The sequence below is a fragment of the Pseudomonas sp. SWRI50 genome (assembly GCF_014269095.1).
GTDB lineage: Bacteria > Pseudomonadota > Gammaproteobacteria > Pseudomonadales > Pseudomonadaceae > Aquipseudomonas > Aquipseudomonas kermanshahensis.
On record NZ_JABWRW010000010.1, the window covers coordinates 162451 to 187053 of the forward strand.

Sequence of the window (24603 nt, forward strand, 5' to 3'; positions counted from 1 at the left end):
GTGCAAAACGAAATTGGCCGGCATTATCCGGGTTTTTCGCCTGGAAGTCCTGTTTGCCTGCCGCCAACGCCCGCCTTGCGCATTCCGCCGAATTCCTTGCCTGATCCTCCTGACCTGTCGGCAGCGCCTGCTCGCCGGTCGTAGCGCTGTGCTAGCGTTTCTGGATTGGGGGCAACGTATCCCCACTCACGACGACAACGCGACAGCAAACCGATGATGAGCAGGTGAACCATGGAACTACGCATCAACCAGAAGACCTATCAGGTCGAGGCCGACGCTGACACGCCCCTGTTGTGGGTGATCCGTGACGACCTGGGGCTGACCGGCACCAAGTATGGCTGCGGCCTGGCGCAATGCGGCGCTTGCTCGGTGCTGGTGGACGGCAGCGTGGTGCGCGCCTGCGTGACCCCGGTGGCAGGCGTGGTCGGGCGCGAAGTGACCACCATCGAGGCGATCGAGGACGACGCCGTTGGCAAGCGTGTGGTCGCGGCCTGGGTCGAGCACCAGGTGGCGCAGTGTGGCTACTGCCAGTCAGGCCAGGTGATGGCCGCCACGGCGCTGCTCAAGCACACGCCCCAGCCCAGCGACGCGCAGATCGATGCCGCGATGGTCAACCTGTGCCGCTGCGGCACTTACAACGCCATCCATGCCGCCGTCCACGACCTTGCGGCCCAGCGGGAGGAGGCGTGATGAACACGCGTATCGATACCCCTGCCGAGCTGTCGGCGCTGCCGCTGGGTGAGCCGGTTAACCTGTCACGCCGCCGCTTCCTGCTAGCCTCGGCGGGCGCCGCCGCGGGCGCGCTGGTACTCGGGTTTGGGTTGCCGCTGGGCTCGGCACGGGTCCAGGCCGCCACCACCGCGGTCCAGGAGCGCGGCACACAAGTACCGGCCTTCCTGGAAATTCGCCCGGACAGCACCGTGCGCCTGCTCTGCCCGTTCATGGAGGGTGGCCAAGGCACCTACACCGCCATGGCACAGATCGTCGGCGAAGAACTGGACGCCGACCCGGCCACGTTCCTGGTCGACAGCGCGCCGCCTGGCGAAGCTTACGTGGTGATGGAAAACGGCATGCGCATCACCGGCGGCAGCATGTCGGTACGCATGAGTTACCCGACCATGCGCCGCCTCGGCGCCCTGGCCCGGGCCATGTTGCTGCAGGCAGGTGCCGAGCAGTTGGGGGTGCCGGTCGACGAACTTTCCACCGAACCCGGCAAGGTCATCCATGCAGCCTCAGGCCGCTCGGTGCCCTACGGCGAACTGGCCGAGCGCGCCCTCGACCTGCCGGTGCCAGACCCGGCCAGCGTGAAGCTGCGCGACCCCAGCCAGTTCCGCTGGATCGGCAAACCGGTGCGCCGGGTCGATGCCTATGACAAATCCACCGGCAAGGCCGTGTACACCATCGACATCAAGCTCGACGGCATGCTCCACGCCGCCGTCCAGCACGCACCGCGCCTGGGCATGACGGTTGGCAGCCTGCGCAACGAAGCACAGGTCAAGGCCATGAAAGGCGTGCATTCGGTGCATCAACTACCCGGCGCGGTGGCGGTGGTCGCCGAACGCTGGTGGCATGCCAAGCGCGCAGTCGAGGCCCTCCAGGTGGACTGGCAGGAGCCCGGCAGCGATTCGCCGGTAAGGCCGATGCCAGCAGACTTTTCCAGCGACGCCTATCGTGACCGCCTGGCCACCGAGCAAGGCCCGGCCCGCGACGAGGAAAACCAAGGCGATGTGGCCGGGGTGCTGGCCAAAGCCAAGACCAAGATCGAGGCAACCTACCATAACCAGTACCTCAACCACGCCCAGCTCGAGCCGCCCTCAGCGCTCGCCCGCTTCAACCCCGACGGTTCGCTGGAGGTGTGGTTGCCCAACCAGGCGCCGGACATGTTCCGCGACGACATCGCCAAACGCACCGGCCTCGACCCTGCGCGCATCACCCTGCACTCACCCCTGCTGGGCGGCTTTTTTGGCCGGCATTTTCTGTATGACTCGGCCAACCCCTACCCGCAGGCCATCGCCCTGGCCAAAGCGGTGGGCCGCCCGGTCAAACTGATCTGGAGCCGCGAAGAAGAGTTTCTGCGGGATGTATTGCGGCCGCTGGCGGTGGTCAAATTCCGTGGGGCACTGGATGACGATGGCCTGCCAGTCGCGATAGAAGCCGTGAGTGCCACCGAAGGCCCGACCGAGGCACTGGCCGGCAAGCAAGGTGACAAGATCGACCCCACCGCCCTTGAAGGGCTGTCGGGCAAGTCGTACGCCATCGCCAACAAACGCATTGCCCAAATCTACGTCAAAGGCCCGGTCATGCTCGGCTACTGGCGCTCGGTGGGCAACTCGCTGAATGACTTCTTCTACGAAGCCTTCCTCGACGAGCTGGCCGACAAAGGCGGCAAGGACCCTTATGAATTGCGCCTGCATCTGTTGCGCGACAACCCGCGCCTGACCACCCTGCTACAGGCGGTCGGCGAGTTGTCCGGCGGCTGGAAGCGTGGGCCATTCACGGCCGAGGACGGCAGCAAACGGGCACGCGGTGTGGCCATGGCCTCGCCGTTTGGCTCGGAGGCGGCGGTTATCGCCGAAGTGTCGATCGAAAACGGTCAGGTCAAAGTGCACGACATCTGGCAGGCCATCGACCCAGGCAGCATCGTCAACCCGGCGATCATCGAAGCCCAGGTCAACGGCGCCGTGGCCCTGGGCCTGTCGCAGACCCTGTTGGAAGAAGCGGTGTACATCGACGGCAAGCCCCGGGCGCGCAACTACGACCTGTACCCGATCCTGCCGCCTTCGCGCATGGCCCGGGTGCATGTGCGCATCGTCGAAAGCGGCGCGAAGATGGGCGGCATCGGCGAACCGCCGCTGCCCGCGGTTGCACCGGCGGTGGCCAACGCGGTAGCGCGGCTGACCGGCCAGCGCATCCGCAGCATCCCATTGAGCCGCTACACCTTCACCTGACAGGACAAGGAACGCCCATGACCCACAGCCGATTCGCAAGAACCGCCGGCTGGCTGGCGCTGCCGTGCCTGGTCGCGGCAGGCCTGCTGGCCTGGTATGTCACCCGGGAGCCCGCGTCGCCTTTCGTGGCCGAGCAAAATGCCAACATCGACCCGGCGCTGATCAGCCGCGGCGAGTACGTGGCCCGGCTCAGCGACTGCGTAGCCTGCCACAGCCTGCCCGACAACAAGCCGTTCGCCGGGGGCCTGGAGATGGCCACGCCGCTAGGCGCGATCCATGCCACCAACATCACCCCAGACCGGGATACCGGCATCGGCGGCTACAGCCTCGCCGACTTCGACCGCGCCGTGCGCCATGGCGTCGCCCCCGGTGGCCGGCGGCTCTACCCGGCCATGCCCTACCCCTCCTACGCCAAGCTCAGCGATGACGATGTGCGTGCGTTGTACGCGTTTTTCATGCAGGGCGTGCAACCTGCCAACCAGCCGAATATCCCCAGCGATATCCCGTGGCCGCTGAACCTGCGCTGGCCCATCGCGTTGTGGAACGGGCTGTTTGCGCCCACTACGCCCTACGTGACCAAGGCTGGCCAGGACCCTCTGTGGAACCGCGGCGCTTATATTGTCCAAGGCCCCGGGCACTGCGGCAGCTGCCATACCCCGCGCGGCCTGGCTTTCAACGAAAAGGCTCTGGATGAAGACGGCAAGCCGTTTCTGGCCGGCGCGCTGCTCGATGGCTGGTACGCGCCAAGCCTGCGCGCCGATCACAACACCGGCCTTGGGCGCTGGAGCGAAGCCGAGATTGTCCAGTTTCTCAAGACTGGGCGTAACCGGCATGCCGTGGTCTATGGCTCGATGACCGAGGCGTTCAACAACTCCACGCAGTTCATGGCCGACGAGGACCTGGCGGCAATCGCCCACTACCTGAAATCGCTGCCAGGCGATCCGCAACGCGACGGCACGCCCTGGCAATACCAAGCGGCATCGGCGGCGGCGACACTGGAGCGCCCGGGCGCGCACACCTACGTCACACGCTGCGCCTCTTGCCATGGGCTGGACGGCAAGGGCCAGGCCGAATGGATGCCGCCGTTAGCGGGCGCAACCTCGGCCTTGGCCAGCGAGAACGCCTCGGCGATCAACATCACCCTCAATGGCTCGCAACGCATCGTTGCCGCTGGCCTGCCCGATGCCTACCGCATGCCGGCCTTCCGCGAGCAATTGTCGGACCAGGAGGTTGCCGAAGTACTGAGCTTTGTGCGCAGCAGTTGGGGCAACCACGGCAGCGCGGTGGATGCACAGGCAGTGAGCACGTTGCGCGGGCACACCGACCCGGCCAGCAGCAGCCCAATCATCTTGCATATGCGATGAAGTTTCATCGAGAACGGCACGGTCTCTATAGGCGTTCACCTTGGGTTGCCGGCTCCCACAGAAGGGTGGATGAGTGATTTCCCCACACAACCCTGCTGAATCAGTAAAGGGTCGGCACAGGTATTACGCTTTGGAGAATGAGAATGGAAAGCATCGACCTGCTGGTATTGCGCACCGCCCGCGACTGGCTTGCCAGCGGTGAACGCGTCCTGCTGGCCACCGTGGCCCGCACCTGGGGCTCCTCCCCTCGCCCGGTCGGTTCGATGATGGCCCTGCGCAGCGACGGTCGCGTGGTCGGCAGCGTGTCCGGTGGCTGCATCGAGGACGATCTCATCCACCGTTACACCACCGCCTATGGCGGCCCCGGCATGCAGACCGGGCTGCCGGAGGTGGTTCGCTACGGCGTCAGCGCCGAGGACGCCCACCGTTTCGGCTTGCCCTGCGGCGGCACCCTGCAACTGATCCTCGAGTTCGAGCCATCGGCAGCACACCTGGCGCAACTGCTGGCCGGCCTGGACAGCGGTAGCCTGATACGCCGCGAGCTGGATGTGCGCAGCGGCGCAGCCACGCTTACGGCCAGCGCCACACCGGATCAGTTCAGCTTCGACGGCCAGCGCATGCTCAGCACCCTCGGCCCTGGCTACCGCGTGCTGCTGATCGGCGCCGGCGCGCTGGCCGAATACCTGGCGACCATGGCCCTGTTCAACGGCTTCACGGTGTCGGTGTGCGACCCTCGGCCCGAGTACATGGGCGGCTGGAGCGTCGACGGCGTGGTGAAGCTGGCCGGGATGCCGGACGACGTGGTTCGCGCCTTCGCCCCCGACCTGCGCAGCGCCGTCGTCGCCCTCAGCCACGACCCCAAGCTCGACGACCTGGCATTGCTCGAAGCCCTGCACAGCCCGGCGTTCTATATCGGCGCCATCGGCTCGCGGCGCAACAGCCAGCTGCGCCGCGAGCGCCTGATGGAACACTTCGGCGAGACCGAAGCCAGCCTCCAGCGCCTGCACGGCCCTATCGGCATCTACATCGGCAGCAAGACCCCGGCCGAAATCGCCGTCAGCGTCATGGCCGAGATCCTTGCTGCCAAAAACGACGTGAGCCTGCCTGGCGCGGTCAACGTGACCAAGGCCAAGCTTGCCCGGGAGGCCGAGGCATGCCTGCACACCCCATGACCTGCGCCGCGCTGGTGCTGGCGGCTGGGCGATCGCAGCGTTTTGGCAGCGACAAACGCCTGGCACGGTTGCCTTCGGGGCAGACGCTGCTGGCAGCGACGCTGGCGCGTGCATTCGAGCAGTTCGCCGTGGTGCACATCGTGCTGCGCCCGGACGACGACGCGCAACAACTGGGCATCGACCCGCGTGCCCGGATCGTATGGGCCGACCAGGCCGAGCACGGCATGGGCGCCAGCCTGGCAGCGGGGGTCACCGCCCTGTTGCAGACCCCCGCCCAGGCGGTGGCGGTGCTGTTGGCGGATATGCCGTGGATCGCACCTCGTACCTTGCACACGTTGTGCGAGCAGGCCAGCGCTACACGTATCGTGCTGCCGCTGTACCAGGGCCAGCGCGGGCACCCGGTGCTCTTCGGCCGTGCGTTCTGGCCGGCACTGGCGCAGTTGCACGGCGACCAAGGCGGCAGGCAGGTCATCCTGGACAATCCGCGGGCGTGTGCCAGCGTAGCCGTCGACGATGCTGGGGTGGTGCTGGACGTTGACGTGCCTCAAGCCCTGACGTCGATGTGAGGGTCAGTGAGCGAGCGCTTGCGACTGCTGTTGCTGCCAACGTGCCAGGTTCTGCCGCATTAATTGCTCCGGCAACGTGCTGGACACAACCTGGTTCATCTCCCGCGTCAGCGCTTCGCGCAACTGTGGCTGATTGCAGGGCGATTTATGTGACACCGCCAGGTACAAGCCTTCGCTGGACACGGGCGGGTCCAGCACCTGCAGCTTGTCCTGCATGCCCAGCGTCTGCGCCAACGCCATGCCGGGGTACTGCTCGAAAACCACATAGTCGCTGCGTTTGAGCAACAGTTTCTCGAAGGCCTGCTTGGCGCTGGGCACCGCTTCGAGCGTGAGGCTGACCCTGGCATAGTCATCGAACTGCTGGCCATGGCTGTTATTGACCAGTGTCCCGCCTTTACGACCTTGCAGGTCCGACCATTGCTGATAGGCAAAGGCCCCTTGCTGGCGCACCCAGACCACGCTGGGCGTGTGCAGGAATGCGGGGCTTATGAAGTCCATCAGCTGGGTGCGCGCTTGGGTCAGAAAATACCCGGCCAGCAGGTCGATACGGCCCGTGCGCACTTCCTCCTGGGCACGCGACCAAGGCCCGCCATAGACCACCTCCACCTCCAGCCCGAGTTGCTTGCCCAAGTGCTTGAGTAAGTCGGCATTGGCACCGATCAACTGCTGAGGGTTGTGCGGGTCACGCCACAGGTACGGGGGGTATTCAGGGTTGCCAGTGGCCGTCAGGTGCTGGCATGCCGCCTGCGCACCCGCGCCCATCGGTAGCAGGGACCCGCACAGCAACAACAGCAAGGCGTGGCGAACCCAACGCTCGATCATCTACAACCCTCGGCACAAGTGGCACCCGGCGACCCGGCGTGGTCGCCAAAGGCTGCCACATCCCGTGGAAGACTGCAGCATCTGGCTTCGCGTGGTGTAGACGGTCTGGCCCCATAATGGCGGGCAGGCTGGTTTTTCGTCAGTGCGCAGATGCCCCGCCGTCGGCGGAATCGAGGGTGCCCTGCGCCCACTGTAGCAACTGTGCGGCCATTAGGTCCCAAGCCTGCTCGACCTCAGCCACCCCGAAGGCGCGCAGGCTGGAATGCACCATCCCCTCGCCTACCCAGGCATCGGCCTGCACCCCATGCGCCGCAAGCGCGTCACAGTAGGCGATGCCGTGATCGCGCAGTGGGTCGACACTGGCCACCAGCACCCAGGCCGGGGCCAGCCCGGCGAAGTCATCCGCCTCCAACGGCATCGCGCAGGGGTCATCACGGTCGGCCTTGACCGGCAGAAACCCTTCTAGGGACTTCATCAGCCCCGCCACCGTCATCATCGGTGCCTCTGCATGCTGCTGCATCGACGGCAACTGCCGCCGGGCAGTCAGTACCGGGTACACCAGCAATTGCCCCACTGGCTGCGGCTGGCCGTCACGGCGCAGTGCCCTGCACAAGCCGGCCGCCAGGGTGCCGCCTGCGCTGTCGCCGGCGACCATCAAGCGGGCCTGGCTGAGGCGCGCATCGACCTGGCCACTGCGCAACGCCGACCACACCTTCAGGCAGTCCTCCAGCGGTGCAGGGTAGGCATGCTCTGGCGCCAGCCGATACTCGACCGCGACGATGGCGATCGGTGCCCGGCGCGCCAGGGCGTAAGCGAACCAGTCGTGGGTATCGAGGTTACCCAGGTCCCAGCCACCGCCGTGCAGGTACAGCAGCGTTGGCCAGCCACCTTCCGGTGCCGGGCCGGCGGGTTGATAGCAGCGCAGGCGCAGGCCCTGCAGGTCGATGTCCTCGATACCCCAGCCTTCAGGCGGTGGCGGTGTGCAATTGCGGCAGGCTTGCAGGAATGCCGAGCGCCGGGCGGCCAGGCTGTTGTCGGTCGCGGTGAAACGCTTGCTGTTGTCGATGTAGGCCTGCATGGCGGGGTCCAAGGGCTGGGGCACTGGTGTCTTCCTGGGGGGATGTGAATCGGTTCGGGATTGTTGGGAGCGCGTCGCGAGGGGCTGCAAAGCAGCCCCAGGCCAAAGGCTCAAAACAGCGGCAAGGTATAGGCAATGATCACGCGGTTCTCGTCGCGCCGCCCGGTCGCATCTCCGCGCAGTTCGACGTTGCGCCAGCGCAACGCCAGGTTCTTCAGCGGCCCGCTCTGGATCACGTAGGTAACATCCAGGTTGCGCTCCCACTCACTGCCATCCTCCCCCGCCACCTTGAAGTTGTCCCCGCGCACATAACGGGCGAACGCCGTCAGCCCCGGTACGCCGAGGGCGGCGAAATCGAGGTCGTAGCGGGCCTGCCACGAGCGCTCCTGGGCACGGTCGAAGCGCAGCACCTGTACGGCGTTGGCAACCCCCGGCAGGTCAGTGTCATGAATGAACGGCAAGGCGCTGTCGCCTGCGTTGTATTGGTAGCCAAGGCGGAACGTCTGGGCCTTGAGGTTGGCGCTGAGCATCGCCGAAGTCATGCGGCTATCGAGATTGCCAGCCTTCTCAGTGCCCGACTCGCCAGTATCGAGGTAGTTGAAAGTGCCGGAAAGGTTCCAGTCGCCGGCTTTGAACGCCTGGGTACCGGTATACAAGGTTTGCTGGTAGACGTCGGCAAGGCGACCGGTCCACAGCCCCAGCGACGTCTGCGGGGTGGCGCGCCAGGTGCCGCCCAAGTAGTCGAAGCGGTCACTGAACACGCTGTAGTAGTTGCCCACCTGGATGTCGCGAGCGCCGGCGAACTCGCGCTGGTTGACCTTGCGCATCTGGCCCAGGCCAATATCGAGGTTGTCCAGTTCGCGTATATCGAGCATCGCGCCTTCGAAAAACTGCGGCAGCAAGCGCGCATCGCCGGCGCTGACCAGGGGGATTTTGGGGAACAGCCCGCCCACCTTCAACTCGGTTTTCGAATACTTGAATTTGACCGCTGCCGTGGCCTCGGAAAACTCGTCAGCCGAACGCGGGTCAGCATTGCGGGGCCCACCCGCACGGTTGTAGGCGCCCGGCAGCAGCGCCGAGCCACTGCGCGATGGCGATGAATCCAGTTTTAGCCCCAGGCCGGCATAAACGTCCACGCCCACCCCGACCGTGGTGTCGGTGTAACCGGACTCACCTTTGAGGATGAAGCCCTGGGCCCACTCCTCCAGCTTGGACTGCGCAGGCTTGGTGGAGTCGCGCAGGTCGTGGTTGTAGTAGAAGTTGCGCAATGTCAGGTTGGCCTTCCCGTCCTCCAGAAAGGCCGCCTGGGCACACAGTGGGCCCAGCCCGAGCAGCAGCGACAAGGGTTTTGCAGCGCGAGCGAAGCCCGCTCCAGTCGAGGAGAGTTTCATTGTTGTTGTTCTCTTTTATTGTGGGTGTCGGGTACAGCGGTCGGCAAAGCTGTCAGCGTCGCTGCCAGGTAAATTCGAGGGTGGCCTCGAGCCGCTGGCCAGGGCCCAGCACCTGGGTGCCGGTATCGCCCCAGGCCTGTTCAGGCTGGTTGAAGGCATTGGCCAGGTGCGAAACCGGCTCCAGGCACAGGTAGCGGCTGCCGGCCGGGGCAAAGGCAACGAAATGGCTCAGGGGTGGGCTTGCCTGCAGTTTGAGGCTGCCCGCCGGGTAATCGAGTTCCAGTAGCCCATCCCAGCAGGACTGGTAGTGCGCCAACGCCTGGGCGTCATCGGCGTCGATCGACACAGGCTGCGTGGCCTGCCGAAAGCCGCCGGTAGCCAGGTACTGATCATCGATCTGCCATTCCCGGCCAACCTGGTAACGTACGTTCAGCCCCACATGGCGTTGAAAATACGGGTGCAGCCCAAGGCCCGCAGGCATGGGGGAATCCCCCTGGTTGAGCAGCGCCAGGACGATGCTCAAGCGATTGCCTTCGAGCACGAAACGCTGTTCGGCACGAAATGCCCAGGGCCAGTGCTCGCCTTGGTAATCGCAGGCAAGGGTCAACTGCCCGGCACAGGGTTCTAGCACGTGCCACGCCAGTGTGTGCGCCACCCCATGCAAGGTGTGCGGCCGCGCTGCGGGGTGAGCCGGCAATGTATAGGCCTGCCCTGCAAACTGCAGTTGGGCATTGCGAATACGGTTGGAGTACGGCACCAGCGGGTACGCGCCAGCCCGCGGCCAGTCGAGCGGGTCGAAGTGCTCGGCCGAGATCGGCAGCAGCACGTCGAGCCCCTCGGCACGCAGGTGGGCGATACGCCCACCCCAGGCAGGAAGCAGCCCGACAGACCAGGTGGCGTTGCTCAGAACCAACGGTTGCATAGGACCTCCGATGCCCTCACGGGCACACGTCGCCCCTGCCGCCGCGCCGTGGCACAGCGGAGGGGAGCAATTACGGGATACGCGCCAGCGTCAGCGGCGGTAGCGCTCGGCTACTTGCACGTCGATGTCCAGGCCAAGGCCGGGGCCCTGCGGGATCTGCAACAAGTTGCCCTGGCGCAGTTGCTCGACCGGGTACAACCAGGCCGCCGGTTCGACGAACAGGTACTCCACTTGTGGCACGCGCTGTTGCACCGCCGCCAGGTGCAAGGTGGCGATCAGGCCGGGGCCGAAGTACGGGCAGTGCGGCAATACCACGGCGTTGTGCTGGTCAGCGAGCGCGGCGATGCGCAGGCATTCGGAAATACCCCCGACCTTGGTCACGCTGGGCTGGATCGAATCGACCGCACCTGCCACCAGCGCCTGCTCGAACTGCACGGCAGTGCACCAGTTCTCCCCTGCCGACAACGGCACTCCCTGGCCGCGCAAGCTGGCCAACGTGGCGAAATCTTCCGGTGGGAATATCGGCTCTTCCAGCCAGGCCAGTTGCAGGTCCGCCAATGCTGGCAGCCAGGCGCGGGTGTCCGCAGCCGTCCAGGCGCAGTTGACGTCGGTCGCCAGCGGTATGTCGTTGCCAACGGCGTCGCGGCAGGCGGCGATCTCCGGCAACGTCACCTCATGCAACTTGATGTCACCAAAGCCCATGCGCAATGCCTTTTCGCAGATCGCCGGGGCCACCTCATCATCGGCATAGCGCACCAGGCTGGCATAGGCTGGCACCTGCTCGCGGTGGGCCTGGCCCAGCAGGCGATGCAAGGGCACGCCCTCGCGGCGGGCGGCGAGGTCCCACAGGGCGATATCGACGCCGGAAATGGCAAACATCGTCACCCCATAACGCCCGAACAGGTGCAACCGCAACTGCAGTTCGCGGTTAAAGGCGGCGATGTCATCGACCTGGCGGTGCAGCAGCAGCGGCGCAATCAGGCGATCGATCAGGGCCTTGGTGGCATCGGCGACGAAGTAGCCAAAGGCTTCGCCCCAGCCGACGTTACCCTGCTCGTCTTCCAATCGAATCAGCACGTTTTCCAGCGTGTGCCAGGTGGTCGGCGTGATGCCCAGGCCCTTGCCGCCATCCTGGAAAGGAATTTCCACGACCTGGGTATCGATACGGACGATTTTCATGCTTGCTCCAGAACACTGGCCAAAGGCACACCGGCGTAGGCCCCCCCAACGTGATCGCGGCCAGAGCCTACCGGCGCCATGGCCTCGTAGGCCAGGAAGTCGTCGGCCAGATGATCGCTGGCATTATCCTGGGGGCAATAGCCCAGCGCACGGGCGCGGCGGTTATGGAAGAACGCATCCGGGCACTCCGACACGCCATAGACGATCTCGTGACGCACCTGCGGGTGCTCCAGGCCGATCAGCACCAACTGCGCCAGGTCGCGGGCGCTGGTCCACAAGCGCAGCCGACGGGCGTCGGCCACCTTGGGGTCGGCATTGCCGATGCGCACGACGAATGTGGCCAGGTCGCTGCGCTGCGAAAACATGGCGCAGGCCGCTTCGCCAAACACTTTGCTCAAGGCGTAGTAACTGTCCGGGGCCACCGGGCTGTCGTCGAAATGAGTGGCCGCCTGGCTGTGGTACTGGCCCAGCACATGGTGGCTGCTGGCAAACACGAAGCGCTTGGCGCCAGCCCGTTGCGCGGCCTCGAGCAAGTACAGGGTGGCATGGTAGTTGGGCTGCACAGTGCTCTGAAAGTGAATGTCGGTGCCGTGGGCGCAGGCCAGATGAAGCACCGCGTCAATGCCTTCGGTGGCTTGGCGGACGAAGGCCGGGTCGGTCAGGTCGCCGACCAGCGCAACTTCGCCTGCGTTCAACTCGGTGACCGGCCTGCGGTCCAGCAGGCGCAGGGTGAAACGCTCGCGCAGGTAAGGGCGCAGCGCGGTTCCGACGATACCGGCGGCGCCGGTGATAAGAAGCGTAGGCATGGCGAATTCCCAAAAACGTGTGAAGTGCAGAAGCCCAGCGGGTTGCCCCGCTGGAGGTGCCATCAAGTCAAGCGGTAGCGACGGCTGCTGCCTGTTTTGCCGGTTTCTGGCCGACGAACAAGGCGACGATCAAGGCCCCTACAACCCCTAGCGCCGCCGCAAGGCCAAAGCCGCTGGCGTAGGTGCCGGTGGACTGGATAATGAACCCGGTCACGGTCGGCGCAACGATGCCCGAAAGATTGGCCAGCCCGTGCATGAAACCACCAGCCGTACCGACCTGATGATCGGGCACGGCATCCTGGATCAACGACCAGTAAGCCGGCGCAGTCAGCATCAAGAAGCCGATCGCCACGGTCATGACCGCGACCGTACTGGTCACGCTTTGCACCTGCCCGGTCAAACCGATGCACACTGCCGCAATCAGCAGGCACGTAACCAGCACCACCTTGCGCGAAAACAGTTGCTTGCCGGTGCGTTTGAACACCCAGTCGATCAGCAGCCCACCGCAGACGAAGCCGACAGTGCCCACCAGCCATGGCAACGCGGTGACAATACTCATGGCCTTCAGGTCGATGCCCTTGGCGTCGATCAGGTAACTGGGGAACCAGGTCATGAAGAAATACAGAATGTAGTTGTAACAGAACAGCGAGACACCGGTGACCAGCACCGAACGCTGCAGGATGATCTGCAAAACCGGCGTGCGCGGCGCCTCTTCCACGGCGGTCACGGGGGCTTCGCGGCCCTCGTTGATCAGCGCCAGTTCTTCGGCCGAAACCTGCGGGTGTTCCTTTGGCGTGGACGCTGCCATGCGCCACCAGGCAATGGCCCAGAGCACGCCGATCACTGCGATGACCACGAAGGCCACTCGCCAGCCCAGCCACAACGCGAGGAAACCGACGATGGGACCGGCCAAGGCGCCGCCCAACGGGCCGCCCGCTTGGTTGATACCTATGGCGCGGGCACGCTCCTTGATCGGGAACCAGCTGTTCACTGTCTTGTTGGCCGTGGTCGAAACCGGCCCTTCACCTACACCGAACAGGGCGCGAACGATCAGCAGCGACCAGAAGTTGAACGCCAGGGCGGTAGAGCCACACAGCACCGACCAGAAGCTCATGGACCAGGTCAGTACGCGTTTGGGGCCGTAACGGTCGGCCAAGTAGCCACCGACGAAACAGAACAGCGCGTAACCGAAGAAGAAGCTGCTGAAAATCATGCCCTTCTCGGCGGGCGTGAGGTGGTATTCCTGGGTGATGAAAGGCATGGCGATCGACAAGGCAGCGCGATCGACATAGTTGATGATCATGGCCAGAAACAACAGGGTCAGGATCGTCCAGCGGTAGTTCTTTTTCTTGTTCATGTACGACTCCGCCCGGCACCTGTGATGCCGGATCTTTTTTGTTATAGCGCCTGGCCCCGTCAGCGAGCCGGGCGCTGATCAGAGGTCTAGACGCTGTAATCCACCGCTACCCACTCGAAGTACTGTTTAAGCTCGGCGACCAGGGCCTGGTGCGCCGGGTGTGGCAGGTAACGCTGCACGGCCTGGGCATCGTCGAAGCTGGACTCGAGGATGTAGTCCCAGCAGATCGGCCGATCCAGTTCGTTGGCGGCGACTCTCCAGTCGCGAATGAAGTCGATTTCTTCCGTGAGGCCGCGCATCCGCGCCACCAGCCTGCCTTCCAGTTCAGGCTGGGCATCCACCCCGGCCAGCCGGCGGAACAACACGATATGTCGCATCATCGCCCTGCCCTCCTCACCCCAGCACCCAGGCCGGTGCGTCCTGCAAGGCGACCGGGCGCAAGAACCGCTCGATGGCCGCAAAACCCACCGAGGTGGTCTGTGGTGCAGTGGAGGCCGGCCATGGCCCGCCATGCTGCTGGGCATGGCACACGGCAACACCGGTGGGCACACCGGCGAACAATACCCGCCCGGATACCCGCTGCGCAGCACGCAACAACCGGCGGTTGTCCTCGCTGTCGGCGTCCAGGCCCCACAGCGTGGTGGTCAGGGTACCGCCCACCGCATCCAGCACGTCGGCGACCTGGCTGATCGACTGCGCGGTGACGACCAACGCGGCCGGGCCGAACATCTCTTCACGCAAGTGCGCATTGGCAATGAAAGCGGCCGCGTCGGTGGCAAACAGCCGCGGCGCGGGGCCGGCACCCTCGGGCTGCTGCGCGAACAACGGCCGGGCAAGCTCGGCCACGCTGGCGGCAGCGGCCTCAAAGCCTTGCTGCATGCCGGGGGTGAGCATACGGTGCGTGCGGATTGGCGCAATGGCTTCGGCCAATTGAGCGATGAAGCGCTGGCTGAGCGGCGAATCCAGCAGCACGATCACGCCGGGGCTTGTGCAGAACTGGCCGCAGCCAAGGGTGATGGAGGCGGCCAGGGTCTTGGCCAGGCCTTCGCTGTCGTGCTGCAGGGCGGATGGCAGCGCCACCAACGGGTTGATCGACCCCAGCTCACCGAAGAACGGCACCGGGCGGGCACGGGCATTGGCCGCCTGCCACAAGGCTTTGCCGCCTTGGTAGGACCCGGTGAACGCCACTGCGGCAATCGAGGGGTGCTGCACCAGGTAGGTACCCGCGGCGCGATTGGGGGCTTCGGCCAAGGTCAGCAGGCCTTCCGGCAAGCCCTGGGCACGCACCACGGCCGCCGCCAAGGTGAATACGGCGCGAGACAGCTCAGGGTGGCCGGCGTGCGGCTTGACCACCACCGGGCAGCCGGCAGCCAGCGCCGAGGCGGTGTCCCCACCGAGCACCGAGAAGGCGAACGGGAAGTTGCTGGCTGAAAACATCGCCACCGGGCCCAGTGGCCGCTGGATACGTGACAGCCGTGGGCGGCCAGCGGGAGGAGCCCCCGCCACTGCGGCATCGTCGACTCGGCGGTAAGGCACGCCGGCTTCTACTTCAGTGGCAAAGCCGCGCAGCTGAAACGCGGTACGGGCGACTTCACCGTTGAGGCGTGCCTCGCCCAGCCCGCTCTCACGGTCGGCGATAGCGACCAGGTCCGGCTGGTGCTGCTCCAGCGCATCGGCCAGGCCGCGCAGCAACGTGGCGCGCTGGCTGGCGCTGGCGTCAGCCCAAACGTGCGCAGCGGCAGCAGATTTGGCCACGATGGCGTCGATGGCGGCCAGGTTGGGGTCTTGATGAGAGGTCATTGCTTTACTCCTGAATCGTTCAGTGCAGCCACCGTGCTCAACGAGCCTTCGGCTCCAGGTGATAGCCACGGCCGACGTAGTCGAAATCGACCAGTTCGTTGATTTCCACGTCCTGCTGCGCTGGCGAGGCGTAATAGGCGCGGATTTCCTTGATCAACCCGGTCTGCTCATCGAACAGGTACCACTCGTCCCCACGCACCGCAGTGCCAAGCTTGCGCTTCCAGTGGGTCCACTCGATCACCGCTTCGTCGCTGTCATGGCTGACCAGGATCTTTTCGATGGTCCACTGCGAGCCCAGCTGCTCAACGCACCACACCCATTTGCGGGCGATGGTGTCTGCGCTGCGCCAAGGGATTTCTGGCAAGCCCGCCGGAAAGTAGTGCACCGCGTCAGGCGTGAAGCAGGACACCAGTTGGTCGTAATCACCTGCGTTGCAGGCAGCGAAATAACGGCGGATCAGTTGCGCATGCTTGTGCTCGGCCATGGTTCAGGCCCCCTGCTGGGTGATGATCGACGGGATCGCCGGGCGGCCAGCGGCAACCCAGGCATGGTAGTCGGAGACCGACGCCGGGCTCGGCGGGTACACGCCCCACAGCGCTTCGCCGGCCGCGATGCGCATGGCCAGGTAGTGCTCGATGTCGTCTTGCACGCTGCACACCTCGGCCAGTTCCTCGGCCAGGTGCGCAGGCACCACGGTCAGGCCATCGGCATCACCGACGATGATGTCGCCGGGGTACACGGCCACGCCGGCACAACCGATCGGGACCTGAAGGTCGGCCACGTGGTGGTAGGAGATACGCGTGGTGGCGGTAATTTCCCGGGCATAGGCCGGCAGGTTCATGGCAGCGATCTCGCTGCCATCGCGCAGGGCGCCGTCGGTGACGATGGCCTTGGCCCCACGAGCCAGCAGGCGGGTTACCAGAATATTGCCGGCCGAGGCGGCAGCGGGGTCGTTGCGGCTGTCGATGACCAGCACGTCACCCGGTTGAATCTGCTCCACACCCACCCATTGCAGGTTGTCGTCATTGGGCTTGGTGGTCATGGTCGAATAGGTGTCGATGTCTTCACGGGCCGGGATGAAGCGCATGGTGAAGGCACGCCCGGCGAACGGTTTTACATCACGGGTCATGGCACGCAAGCCAACCAGCGCCGGCTGGCGGAAGCCACGCTTGAACAGTTGAGTGGTCAGCGAGCCGCTGCTGCACGTGGCGAGCTTGGCAAGCACTTCGTCGCTCACCTCGACCTGTTTGGCAGAGACACTCTCGTGGGCATCGGCGTAGTTATGGATGACGGACATTGTTGTAGGTTCTCCTCGCGGGTTCATCCGATGATCGGCCCAGGCGAAATCCCACAATGTGGGACACATAATCGCTTCAAGCCCTGCTGAGGCTGATTCTATGGCGGAAAATCCCGCTGAAAAGAGGCAGACTGTGCCCCTTGGCAACCGAGTTCCAAAGGGTGGGAAAACAATGAAAACGGGTGAAGGCACCGCAGCACTGGAAAAAGCCCTGGATGTGTTGCAGGCCATTGGCGCTACCGCTTCGGGCATCAGCCAGGCTGCACTGGCCGAGCAAGTACCGCTGCCGCGCACCACGCTGTACCGCATCATCGCCACCTTGGTGGAGCGCGGCATGATCCGCCGCGACCCGACCCGCAAGGTCTATCGCCTGGGCTTCAAGTACCTGGAGATGGTCCGTAACGCCTACCTGGAACCTGACCTGGTGGCGGCGGCCAGCGAAGAGCTGCGCGCGCTGCGCGACCTAACCGGGGAGACCTCGTACCTGGCGGTGCTCGATGGCAACCAGGTGTTATCGCTGGAGCGCTGCGAGGGCGCGCATACCCAACGCTCGGCGGCCAGCCTCGGCCAAGGCAAGCCGGTGTACTGCACGGGGCAAGGCAAGGCGATTTTGTCGGCGCTGCCTGCAGCCGCTCGCGATGAAATTCTCAAGGGGCTGGTTTTGGCACCGTTGACCCCTCTGACCATCACTGACCGCCGTCGGCTGCTGGCTGAGCTGCAGATCACCCAGACCCGCGGCTACGCCCTGGACGACGAGGAAATCCGCCTGGGTGTGCGCTGCGTCGCCGCACCGATCGTCGACAAGCAAGGCCAGGTGCGTGGCGCCCTGAGTGTCGCAGGGCCAGCCTACCGGCTGACCCTGGAACGCCTGACGCTGCTCGGCCCTGAACTGGCCGAGGCCGCACGCCGGGTAGGCGAGCAATTGCGCCCCGACAGCGCACCGCAAGCCGCGGGCGAACTCAGCGTGGTACCCGGGCCTTGGGCATTCCATGGCGCGTTTCCGCGCTGGCATGCGGGCCAGAAGCGCTTGTACTGGGCCGACACCCTGGCACCGGCGATCCACTGCTGGGACGGGCACACCAGCCGCCAGCTGACGCGCCTTGACCTGCCGGTACGCGGCATGGAGCTGCACCCCGACGGGCTGCTGGTGGCCCAGGCTGGCGGGTGGTCGTTGGTCGACTGGGAAGGCCATGAGCACCCGCGTCAGGACCTGCTCGGCAGCCGTCTGCTGGCGTTGGCCACGCACCCTTCGGGGGCCTTGTGGGCGTGCGCGAAGACTGCCAGTGGTTGCCTGATCGGCGAACTGAGTGCTGAGGGCGAGTTGCGCCATGGCTGGTCGTTACCGGAGCAAGTCAGTGCTTTCCGCTGGGACGCCAAGGGCTCAGCAGTATATGCACTGGCCCCGGAAGCCGGTGACATCCTGCTGCTGCAGCCGGGCAGCAGCAGCGTGCGCAGGCTCGCCTCGCTGCCACTGGGGGGTGGCCGGCTTGGCGGTTTGGCGCTGGACAGTGAAGGTGGGGTGTGGACCACCCAACTGGACGGTTGGAGCGTGGCACGCTTCGATGCCGACGGTAATCTGGACCGCATGATCGGCCTGCCGGTGCCGTGCCCTACAGACCTGTGCTTTGGCGGGGAAGCAGGCGCTACCTTGTTCATCACCAGTGCGCGGCAGGCCCTGAAGCTCGAAGCGTTGGGCAATGCACCGGACTCAGGATGCCTGCTGCAAATGCATACACGGGTTTGAGGGCCCTGCGGTTAACCTTTACGCGGCCTGACGACGCATGGTCAAAATGGCCGCACCGAAGCCAATGAAGGTCGTCCCCACCACCCGGCTCACCCAGCGCGAAAGGCTGGGCCGGGTCAACACGCCCTTGGCACGCGAGGCCAGCGCGGCGTACAGGGTCAGCGAAACGAGCGACAAGGCGACAAAGATCCCGGTCAGGATCAGGAACTGCGGCAGCAACGCTGCACCCTGATCGATGAACTGCGGGAACAGCGCCGTGAAGAACATGGTCGCCTTGGGGTTGGTCACCGCCGTCAGGAACGCCGATTTGTACAGTTTCATCGGCGTCGGGCGTTGCTTGGCCACCCCTGCCTCCGCCCCCGCCTCCAGCATCGGGCCTTTCTTCAACAACTGCCGTGCGCCGAGGTAGAACAGGTACGCGGCACCGATGATCTTGACCGCATTGAAAAGGACTTCAGAGCTGGCCAACAAGGCGCCCAGCCCGAGCATGGCCGCTGCCGACAGGCAGAACAGTCCCGAACCATTGCCCAGCGAGGACCAGACAGCGCTGCGCTGCCCGTGGGCCAGGCTATTGTTGATCGCCATCAGCGTTGCAGGGCCAGGGCTGGCGATGGCGATCGCAGCGACCAGGGTAAAGGCAAGAAGCGAGTGAGAATCCATTTTCCAGGCTCGATTTAACGTTCAGGGAGTTGAGTGTTGAGGCAACAGACAACGGTCAGTCGGTATTCTGCCGCTTCGCGTTCTTCTTGACGATGGCCTTCATCCGCGTGGCCGCGCGCTGCACGGTGGCCATTTTCTCAGGGCGCTTCATGCCGCGCCACTTGCGGATTTCTTCACGGGTGCGGCCACAGCTTACGCACAGCTCGCTGTTGAGCTGGCAAAGCGAGACGCAGGGGTTGTCGATGTCCTTGGCCATTACACGCTCAAGACCAACATTCAGGCCGGCATTTCAGCGCGCACACGTTCGGCGGCTTCTTCAAAGACTTTGCGAAGCTCTTCGGACTTGGCCTTGGTAATCGACTTGGCGGCCAACAGTTCCTCCACCACACGAACGCACTGTGCCTCGGCAGTTTTCAGTTGCTCACGGTCAGAGGCGTCGGCGATATCACCCAGATAAGGAGCAACGAGGTACACGTACCGGTCCTGCAGCTTGAGTGTTTCCAGGGCATCGAGGGCAGTCTGGAACCGTTGGGCAGCGGCAGGGCTCATGCTCAATTTATCGAAATGAATCAGGCTCACACGGTCAGTGGCCATTGACGAATCTCCGTTTCCTGATAAGGCCAGGCTCGCAGGCAGCGCCGCTTCTACGGTGCTCGGGAGTGCGGGCCAGGGTAATGCCCATCAGGGTACCAGAACGCGGGACAAATAGGGCCATCGCCCCCGGAACTAAAAGTATTAAACAGGTCGTTCAATGGATGCCCCACGGCGCATTCGGGACAGGAAGCGCTGTGACTCGCACAGGATAATCGGCCCGGCAAGACTCCCCCGCCGAGACCGTCATCGACCCCGGCAGCCCACAACAACAAGCCTGCACGCGCAGGTAAGCCACAAAGGGGCAACACCATTCATGGCAAAGGAACACATTACCGAAACGCTCGACCTTGGCGTGACGGACCCCTCGAAGACTGCAGAAGCGCGCCAGGACCGGCACCTCGAGGGCAAGATCGACTGGATCGTCTTTGGCATCACCAGCATCCTGGCCATCGGCTTCGTCATCTGGGGCTTCATCAGCCAGGCCAGCCTGGCCGCCAGCGCGTCCTCGGCACAATCCTGGGTCATTCTCAACTTTGGCTGGTTTTTCGTACTTACTTCGACCGTGTTCGTCATCTTCGTGCTGTGGCTGGCCGCCAGCCGCTACGGCAGAATTCCGCTAGGGCGTGATGGCGAAGCGCCAGAGTTCCGCACGGTTTCCTGGGTGGCCATGATGTTCAGCGCCGGTATGGGCATCGGCCTGATGTTCTTCGGCGTTGCCGAACCCTTGTCGCATTACGTGTCACCGCCTCCCGGGTCGACCACCGGGCAATCGAGCGAAGCCATGCAGGTGGCCATGGCCACCACCCTGTTCCACTGGACCCTGCACCCCTGGGCCATGTATGCCATCGTTGGCCTGGTGATCGCTTACGGCACCTTCCGACGCGGCCGCTCGCAGCTGATTTCCACCGCCTTCCGGCCCCTGATCGGTAAACACGCCAACGGCCCAATTGGCCGTGTGATCGACATGATGGCGATTTTCGCCACCTTGTTCGGCTCTGCCGCCTCGCTCGGCCTTGGCGCCCTGCAGATCGCCGGTGGCCTGGAGTACAACGGTTGGATCGAGAGCCCCGGCAAGCTGTTCTACATCTCGATCATCACCCTGCTGACCATCGCCTTCGTCACCTCTGCGGTCTCTGGCATCGGCAAAGGCATCCAGTGGCTGTCCAACACCAACATGGTGCTGGCGCTGGTGCTGGCAGTGTTTGTGTTCCTGGTTGGCCCGACGCTGTTGATGCTCAACCTGCTGCCCACCTCCATCGGCATCTACATCAAGATGCTGCCAGAGATGATGGCCCGCACCAACGCCAGCGGCGGTGAGCAGATGGACAGCTGGCTGGCCGGCTGGACGGTGTTCTACTGGGCTTGGTGGATCTCTTGGACGCCTTTCGTCGGCATGTTCATTGCCCGCATCAGCCGCGGCCGCACCATCCGCCAATTCGTCACCGGCGTGCTGCTGGTACCGAGCCTGGTCAGCCTGGTGTGGTTCACCATCTTCGGCGGTGCCGCCATCGACGCCCTGCGCGAAGGCAGCTTCGCACTGGTCAATGGCGCCGTGAACAGCAACCATGCCCTTTATCAGTTGCTGGACAGCTACCCGCTGGCCTCGGTGACCTCGGTGCTGGTGATGATCCTGGTGGGTATCTTCTTCGTCTCCGGTGCCGATGCCGCGTCTCTGGTCATGGGTACCCTGTCGGAGCACGGCACCACCACGCCATCACGGCGCACCGTGATCTTCTGGGGGGCGCTGACCGGCACGGTGGCGGCGATCATGCTGGCGATCGGCGACCCACGCGACCCCGGCGAAGCGCTTACCGGGCTGCAGAACCTGACCATCGTGGTGGCGCTACCCTTTGTCGTAGTGATGGTGCTGCTGTGCCTGGCGCTGTACCGCGACCTGCGCAAGGACCCGATGATGCTGCGCCACTTGCGTGGCACTGAGCTGATCGAAAAGGCCGTGCTGTATGGCGCGGTGAAACACGGCGAGGAGTTCTACATCGTGGTGCAGGAGAAGAAGTCTGCGAGCAAGCAGGCGCAACCCCTGGCCGACGCCGAGCTGAACGGATAACCCCTACGCTGCAACGACCCGGGGCCGCCAAGCGGGCCCGGGCCGCTTCAGTCACTCGTCGAGAAAACTGCCTTCGAACGGGTAATGGGTCAGCACTTCATACCCCGTCTCCGTCACCAGCAGCTGGTTCTCCAGTTTTATCCCGTCACGCCCTCCTACCTCCCCCACATAGGCCTCTACGCACAGCGCCATGCCAGGCTGCAGTTCCCCTTCGTAACCGTAGGCGTCGAAGTCTTCCGGGTAACGAATGCAGGGGTACTCGTCGCACAGCCCCACGCCATGGAACATCACCCCATAACGCTGGGCACGGCAGCTTTCCGGCAGACGATGCCCATTAGCGGTGAGCTCGGAGAAACGCACGCCAGGCTTGACCATGTCGGCGTTGACCTGGATGTGCTCATGGGCGATTCGATACAGGCGTTTTTGCTCGGCAGTCGGCTCAAGCCCGCCACACATCCAGCTGCGCGACATGTCGACGCAAAAGCCGTACACGCCGATCAGGTCGGTGTCGAACGACAGCAGGTCGCCGTCGCTCAGCACCCGTGGGCCGGACTCCTGATACCACGGGTTGGTACGCGGGCCGGAGCTGAGGATGCGGGTTTCGATCCACTCGCCGCCACGGCGGATATTACCGCTGTGCAACGCCGCCCAGACGTCGTTCTCGGTTACCCCGGCGCGCATGGCCTGGCGCATTTCAGCGATGGCAGCTTCACAGGAAGCCACCGCGCAGCGCATGGCGCGGATTTCATCGGGGCCCTTGATCAAACGCGCGAACTCGGTCACCGCCTGGCCGTCGTGCACCTGCACGCCCAAGGCGTCCAGGGCTCGCAGGCCGGCAACCTCGATGCGGTCCACGGCCAAGCGGCGGTTGTCGCCGGCATGGGTTCGCAGCAGTTCGTCGACCTGGGCACAAAAACGCCGGGCATGTTCGTCGGTACGCTCGCCCGTTTCGAAATAGAAGAACGACGCGCCACTGCGCAGCTCACGCACCAACGGCAGGTGTGCCGAGAGGTGGTCGCAGCCATGAAAATCCCACAGCACCACATGCCCGCTGGCAGCGACGAAACAGGCACGGGCGGGGTTGTGAGTGGTCCACAGCTGCATGTTGGTGCTGTCGGTGGCGTAGCGGATGTTCAACGGGTCGAATAGCAGAATGCCGCCGAGGTCGCGGGCCACGAGCTGCTCGCAGATGCGTTGCAGGCGGTACTCACGCATCGTCGCCAACTGCGGCACCTGCAGGCCGAGCGCGGCCCACTCGGCGAACGCCAAAGGGGTCGGGCCGATTTCGCTGCGGTCGTTGTCATCGACCGAGCCGTCGGCCCTGAGCGCGGCAGCACGCTGGCGCGACGGGTCGATACGGCGTGACTGGGCGGGGATCGAGAACGGCGAAGTCATCATGGTGCGAGGGCTTCCTTGATCGTAGTGTTGGAAGAATCACCCACCTGCAAGGTGGCGCCGCTAGTTGCTGGCTTGCACCGCTGTCGCTCGCGCGGCCTGCAGCCATTGATCAAACTGCTGACGATGCGCTGCAATCCACGCCTGGGCGTGGCGCTGAATGTCGCTCAGGTTCTTCTCGCCGTTCTGCATCTTGAAGTTCTGCGCGCTCTCGTCCGCCGCGCTGATCTGCACCAGCGACAGAAACTTCAGTGCCGCCGGGTTCTTGTCGGCGAACGCTCGGTTGAGTACCGCTTCGACCTTGTCCACCGCAAAGCCCAGGTTCTTGCCCTCGAACGTGGTATCGACGCTGTTGCCGCCGCCCGGCAAATCGGTGTTGGGCACTTGCAGCCACACCACGTCGCGCCCCTCCACCATCACCCCGGCCACCCACTGGGGTACCCAGGTGTAATAGAGCACCGGTTTGCCTTCCTTGAAGCGGGTGATGGTGTCGGCCATCAAGGCGAAATACGACCCCTGGTTGACGTGCACAGTCTTGTCCAGGTCATAGGCCTTCATGTGGTGGGCGATGACCAGTTCGCAGCCCCAGCCGGGGTTGCAACCGGTCAGATCGGCCTTGCCATCGCCGTCGGTGTCGAACAGCTTGGCCAGCTCGGGCTTCTTCAGGTCGGTGATGTACTTGATGTTGTATTGATCGGCGGTTTTCTTGTCGATCAGGTAGCCCTGCAACACGCCAGGCATGATATCGCCGGCCTTGACCATGTTCTGGTCGCCGCCGGCCTTCTCGTAGAAGCTGGCGTGCAGTTTGTCCCACAGGTTGACGCTGAAGTCGGCGTCGCCGTAACCGACTGCCAGAATCATCGTGGCGTATTCGGTTTCCTTGGGTTTCTGCACGTTGTAGCCCAATTCGCGCAGGCCCTGCATGGCGATTTCGCCGCGGAAGCGTTCTTCATCCACCGAAGGGAACGACGGGGTTATCTTCACCCCCTCCCCTGTCTTGTCGGTGGAGGCGCTGGCGCCCAGGCACGTCACAGAAAGCGCGATGGCACAAGCGCACTGAAGCAAACGACGGGTGAACGGGGACTCGTACATCTTCGCGTACCTTTTCGGGTTGTTGTCGAGGGTTGCGGCAGATAGAACGCGGTGTTTCAGGCGGCCTTGCGCTGCCCTTGTGGTTGCGCCGCGCCACACAGGCGCAGCACCAGGCCCACCGGGCCGGTGTGGTACCAGCGCAGGCTCGGGTCGGCATTGGTGCGCGCGCCCATGGCTTGGGTCAGGCGGTCGAGGAAGATCGCCAACAGCACCAGCCCCATGCCACCGACGGTGGCCAGGCCCATGTCCAGCCGGCCGATGCCGCGCAGCACCATCTGGCCCAGGCCGCCGACCGAGATCATCGAGGCGATCACCACCATCGACAGCGACAGCATCAGGGTCTGGTTGAGC

At 64.6% G+C, this 24603-nt stretch carries 23 protein-coding genes and 1 pseudogene; 7 read left to right on the forward strand and 17 right to left on the reverse strand.

The genetic code is table 11. The features are described from left to right. Positions 1–231: 231 nt before the first annotated feature. The 5 genes from HU750_RS13415 (at position 232) to HU750_RS13435 (ending at position 6050) form a co-directional block, all read left to right on the forward strand. Positions 232–690: a (2Fe-2S)-binding protein gene (locus HU750_RS13415; protein WP_027593623.1), complete on the forward strand. Its 459-nt coding sequence runs from the start codon at positions 232–234 to the stop codon at positions 688–690. Beyond that, positions 690–2948, forward strand: coding sequence for a xanthine dehydrogenase family protein molybdopterin-binding subunit (locus tag HU750_RS13420; RefSeq protein ID WP_186680305.1), 2259 nt, complete (start codon positions 690–692; stop codon positions 2946–2948). The genes HU750_RS13415 and HU750_RS13420 overlap by 1 nt, the downstream gene beginning before the upstream one ends. Before the next feature lie 17 nt (positions 2949–2965). Then, positions 2966–4312, forward strand: a complete 1347-nt coding sequence (locus HU750_RS13425) for a c-type cytochrome (protein ID WP_186680308.1) — start codon at positions 2966–2968, stop codon at positions 4310–4312. Positions 4313–4455: 143 nt separating this feature from the next. Further along, the gene (locus tag HU750_RS13430) at positions 4456–5484 is read left to right on the forward strand and encodes an XdhC family protein (protein WP_186680310.1); all 1029 of its coding nucleotides are present in this window, start codon (positions 4456–4458) and stop codon (positions 5482–5484) included. Next, complete coding sequence (locus HU750_RS13435) at positions 5466–6050, forward strand: nucleotidyltransferase family protein (RefSeq protein WP_238348902.1); 585 nt, start codon at positions 5466–5468, stop codon at positions 6048–6050. The genes HU750_RS13430 and HU750_RS13435 overlap by 19 nt, the downstream gene beginning before the upstream one ends. A 3-nt stretch (positions 6051–6053) precedes the next feature. Here HU750_RS13435 and HU750_RS13440 read toward each other — a convergent pair whose 3' ends face one another. The 11 genes from HU750_RS13440 to HU750_RS13490 all read right to left on the reverse strand — a co-directional run bounded on the left by HU750_RS13440 (position 6054) and on the right by HU750_RS13490 (position 16702). Next, a complete protein-coding gene (locus tag HU750_RS13440) occupies positions 6054–6872 on the reverse strand; it encodes a substrate-binding periplasmic protein (protein ID WP_186680312.1) in 819 nt (272 codons plus the stop codon). Between the two features lie 139 nt (positions 6873–7011). Further along, positions 7012–7974, reverse strand: coding sequence for an alpha/beta hydrolase fold domain-containing protein (locus tag HU750_RS13445; protein WP_186680314.1), 963 nt, complete (start codon positions 7972–7974; stop codon positions 7012–7014). Between the two features lie 86 nt (positions 7975–8060). Next, positions 8061–9341 (reverse strand): OprD family porin, encoded by a 1281-nt coding sequence (locus HU750_RS13450; RefSeq protein WP_186680316.1) that lies wholly within the window; start codon positions 9339–9341, stop codon positions 8061–8063. Positions 9342–9393: 52 nt separating this feature from the next. Then, entirely contained in the window at positions 9394–10263 is an 870-nt protein-coding gene (locus HU750_RS13455) for an aldose 1-epimerase (RefSeq protein WP_186680319.1), read from the reverse strand. 90 nt (positions 10264–10353) lie between these two features. Beyond that, the gene (locus HU750_RS13460; RefSeq protein WP_099454440.1) at positions 10354–11442 is read right to left on the reverse strand and encodes a mandelate racemase/muconate lactonizing enzyme family protein; all 1089 of its coding nucleotides are present in this window, start codon (positions 11440–11442) and stop codon (positions 10354–10356) included. Next, positions 11439–12248 carry an NAD-dependent epimerase/dehydratase family protein gene (locus tag HU750_RS13465; protein ID WP_186680322.1) on the reverse strand — a complete coding sequence of 270 codons (810 nt, stop codon included), beginning with the start codon at positions 12246–12248 and terminating at the stop codon, positions 11439–11441. The genes HU750_RS13460 and HU750_RS13465 overlap by 4 nt, the downstream gene beginning before the upstream one ends. Positions 12249–12315: 67 nt before the next feature. Continuing rightward, positions 12316–13605 carry an MFS transporter gene (locus tag HU750_RS13470; protein WP_027593634.1) on the reverse strand — a complete coding sequence of 430 codons (1290 nt, stop codon included), beginning with the start codon at positions 13603–13605 and terminating at the stop codon, positions 12316–12318. Positions 13606–13691: 86 nt separating this feature from the next. After that, a complete protein-coding gene (locus tag HU750_RS13475) occupies positions 13692–13985 on the reverse strand; it encodes a Dabb family protein (RefSeq protein ID WP_027593635.1) in 294 nt (97 codons plus the stop codon). 13 nt (positions 13986–13998) lie between these two features. Next, the gene (locus HU750_RS13480) at positions 13999–15405 is read right to left on the reverse strand and encodes an aldehyde dehydrogenase (NADP(+)) (RefSeq protein WP_186680325.1); all 1407 of its coding nucleotides are present in this window, start codon (positions 15403–15405) and stop codon (positions 13999–14001) included. A 37-nt stretch (positions 15406–15442) separates the two neighbouring features. After that, positions 15443–15889 carry a nuclear transport factor 2 family protein gene (locus tag HU750_RS13485; RefSeq protein WP_027593637.1) on the reverse strand — a complete coding sequence of 149 codons (447 nt, stop codon included), beginning with the start codon at positions 15887–15889 and terminating at the stop codon, positions 15443–15445. Between the two features lie 3 nt (positions 15890–15892). Next, positions 15893–16702, reverse strand: a complete 810-nt coding sequence (locus tag HU750_RS13490; RefSeq protein WP_099454443.1) for an RraA family protein — start codon at positions 16700–16702, stop codon at positions 15893–15895. 172 nt (positions 16703–16874) lie between these two features. On the opposite strand from HU750_RS13490, the gene HU750_RS13495 reads away from it, so the two are divergent. Continuing rightward, positions 16875–18446, forward strand: a complete 1572-nt coding sequence (locus HU750_RS13495) for an IclR family transcriptional regulator domain-containing protein (RefSeq protein ID WP_186680328.1) — start codon at positions 16875–16877, stop codon at positions 18444–18446. A gap of 18 nt (positions 18447–18464) precedes the next feature. Here HU750_RS13495 and HU750_RS13500 read toward each other — a convergent pair whose 3' ends face one another. The 3 genes from HU750_RS13500 to HU750_RS13510 are packed head-to-tail and all read right to left on the reverse strand — an operon-like array spanning position 18465 to position 19700. Continuing rightward, positions 18465–19106, reverse strand: a complete 642-nt coding sequence (locus HU750_RS13500; protein WP_027593640.1) for a LysE family translocator — start codon at positions 19104–19106, stop codon at positions 18465–18467. Positions 19107–19161: 55 nt separating this feature from the next. Beyond that, positions 19162–19362 carry a DUF1289 domain-containing protein gene (locus HU750_RS13505; protein WP_027593641.1) on the reverse strand — a complete coding sequence of 67 codons (201 nt, stop codon included), beginning with the start codon at positions 19360–19362 and terminating at the stop codon, positions 19162–19164. Positions 19363–19382: 20 nt separating this feature from the next. Then, positions 19383–19700 carry a hypothetical protein gene (locus HU750_RS13510; protein WP_027593642.1) on the reverse strand — a complete coding sequence of 106 codons (318 nt, stop codon included), beginning with the start codon at positions 19698–19700 and terminating at the stop codon, positions 19383–19385. A 313-nt stretch (positions 19701–20013) separates the two neighbouring features. Here HU750_RS13510 and HU750_RS13515 point away from each other — a divergent pair, with 313 nt between their 5' ends. Further along, positions 20014–21765, forward strand: coding sequence for a BCCT family transporter (locus HU750_RS13515; RefSeq protein ID WP_027593643.1), 1752 nt, complete (start codon positions 20014–20016; stop codon positions 21763–21765). Positions 21766–21816: 51 nt separating this feature from the next. Here HU750_RS13515 and dddP read toward each other — a convergent pair whose 3' ends face one another. The 3 genes and pseudogenes from dddP to HU750_RS13530 all read right to left on the reverse strand — a co-directional run. Continuing rightward, entirely contained in the window at positions 21817–23163 is a 1347-nt protein-coding gene (gene dddP, locus HU750_RS13520) for a dimethylsulfonioproprionate lyase DddP (protein WP_186680332.1), read from the reverse strand. Between the two features lie 60 nt (positions 23164–23223). Further along, entirely contained in the window at positions 23224–24252 is a 1029-nt protein-coding gene (gene proX, locus HU750_RS13525; RefSeq protein WP_186680336.1) for a glycine betaine/L-proline ABC transporter substrate-binding protein ProX, read from the reverse strand. A 56-nt stretch (positions 24253–24308) separates the two neighbouring features. Further along, positions 24309–24603, reverse strand: a pseudogene (locus HU750_RS13530) (glycine/betaine ABC transporter permease); the annotation flags it as partial.

Excerpts from the sequence above, each read along its gene's own strand:
- HU750_RS13515 (WP_027593643.1), top strand. The coding sequence starts at position 20,014 with ATGGCAAAGGAACACATTACCGAAACGCTCGACCTTGGCGTGACGGAC.
- HU750_RS13440 (WP_186680312.1), bottom strand. The coding sequence starts at position 6,872 with ATGATCGAGCGTTGGGTTCGCCACGCCTTGCTGTTGTTGCTGTGCGGG.
- HU750_RS13465 (WP_186680322.1), bottom strand. The coding sequence starts at position 12,248 with ATGCCTACGCTTCTTATCACCGGCGCCGCCGGTATCGTCGGAACCGCG.
- dddP (WP_186680332.1), bottom strand. The coding sequence starts at position 23,163 with ATGATGACTTCGCCGTTCTCGATCCCCGCCCAGTCACGCCGTATCGAC.
- HU750_RS13425 (WP_186680308.1), top strand. The coding sequence starts at position 2,966 with ATGACCCACAGCCGATTCGCAAGAACCGCCGGCTGGCTGGCGCTGCCG.
- HU750_RS13430 (WP_186680310.1), top strand. The coding sequence starts at position 4,456 with ATGGAAAGCATCGACCTGCTGGTATTGCGCACCGCCCGCGACTGGCTT.
- HU750_RS13470 (WP_027593634.1), bottom strand. The coding sequence starts at position 13,605 with ATGAACAAGAAAAAGAACTACCGCTGGACGATCCTGACCCTGTTGTTT.
- HU750_RS13485 (WP_027593637.1), bottom strand. The coding sequence starts at position 15,889 with ATGGCCGAGCACAAGCATGCGCAACTGATCCGCCGTTATTTCGCTGCC.
- HU750_RS13480 (WP_186680325.1), bottom strand. The coding sequence starts at position 15,405 with ATGACCTCTCATCAAGACCCCAACCTGGCCGCCATCGACGCCATCGTG.
- HU750_RS13495 (WP_186680328.1), top strand. The coding sequence starts at position 16,875 with ATGAAAACGGGTGAAGGCACCGCAGCACTGGAAAAAGCCCTGGATGTG.
- HU750_RS13505 (WP_027593641.1), bottom strand. The coding sequence starts at position 19,362 with ATGGCCAAGGACATCGACAACCCCTGCGTCTCGCTTTGCCAGCTCAAC.
- HU750_RS13415 (WP_027593623.1), top strand. The coding sequence starts at position 232 with ATGGAACTACGCATCAACCAGAAGACCTATCAGGTCGAGGCCGACGCT.
- HU750_RS13455 (WP_186680319.1), bottom strand. The coding sequence starts at position 10,263 with ATGCAACCGTTGGTTCTGAGCAACGCCACCTGGTCTGTCGGGCTGCTT.
- proX (WP_186680336.1), bottom strand. The coding sequence starts at position 24,252 with ATGTACGAGTCCCCGTTCACCCGTCGTTTGCTTCAGTGCGCTTGTGCC.
- HU750_RS13475 (WP_027593635.1), bottom strand. The coding sequence starts at position 13,985 with ATGATGCGACATATCGTGTTGTTCCGCCGGCTGGCCGGGGTGGATGCC.
- HU750_RS13490 (WP_099454443.1), bottom strand. The coding sequence starts at position 16,702 with ATGTCCGTCATCCATAACTACGCCGATGCCCACGAGAGTGTCTCTGCC.
- HU750_RS13510 (WP_027593642.1), bottom strand. The coding sequence starts at position 19,700 with ATGGCCACTGACCGTGTGAGCCTGATTCATTTCGATAAATTGAGCATG.
- HU750_RS13460 (WP_099454440.1), bottom strand. The coding sequence starts at position 11,442 with ATGAAAATCGTCCGTATCGATACCCAGGTCGTGGAAATTCCTTTCCAG.
- HU750_RS13450 (WP_186680316.1), bottom strand. The coding sequence starts at position 9,341 with ATGAAACTCTCCTCGACTGGAGCGGGCTTCGCTCGCGCTGCAAAACCC.
- HU750_RS13420 (WP_186680305.1), top strand. The coding sequence starts at position 690 with ATGAACACGCGTATCGATACCCCTGCCGAGCTGTCGGCGCTGCCGCTG.
- HU750_RS13435 (WP_238348902.1), top strand. The coding sequence starts at position 5,466 with ATGCCTGCACACCCCATGACCTGCGCCGCGCTGGTGCTGGCGGCTGGG.
- HU750_RS13500 (WP_027593640.1), bottom strand. The coding sequence starts at position 19,106 with ATGGATTCTCACTCGCTTCTTGCCTTTACCCTGGTCGCTGCGATCGCC.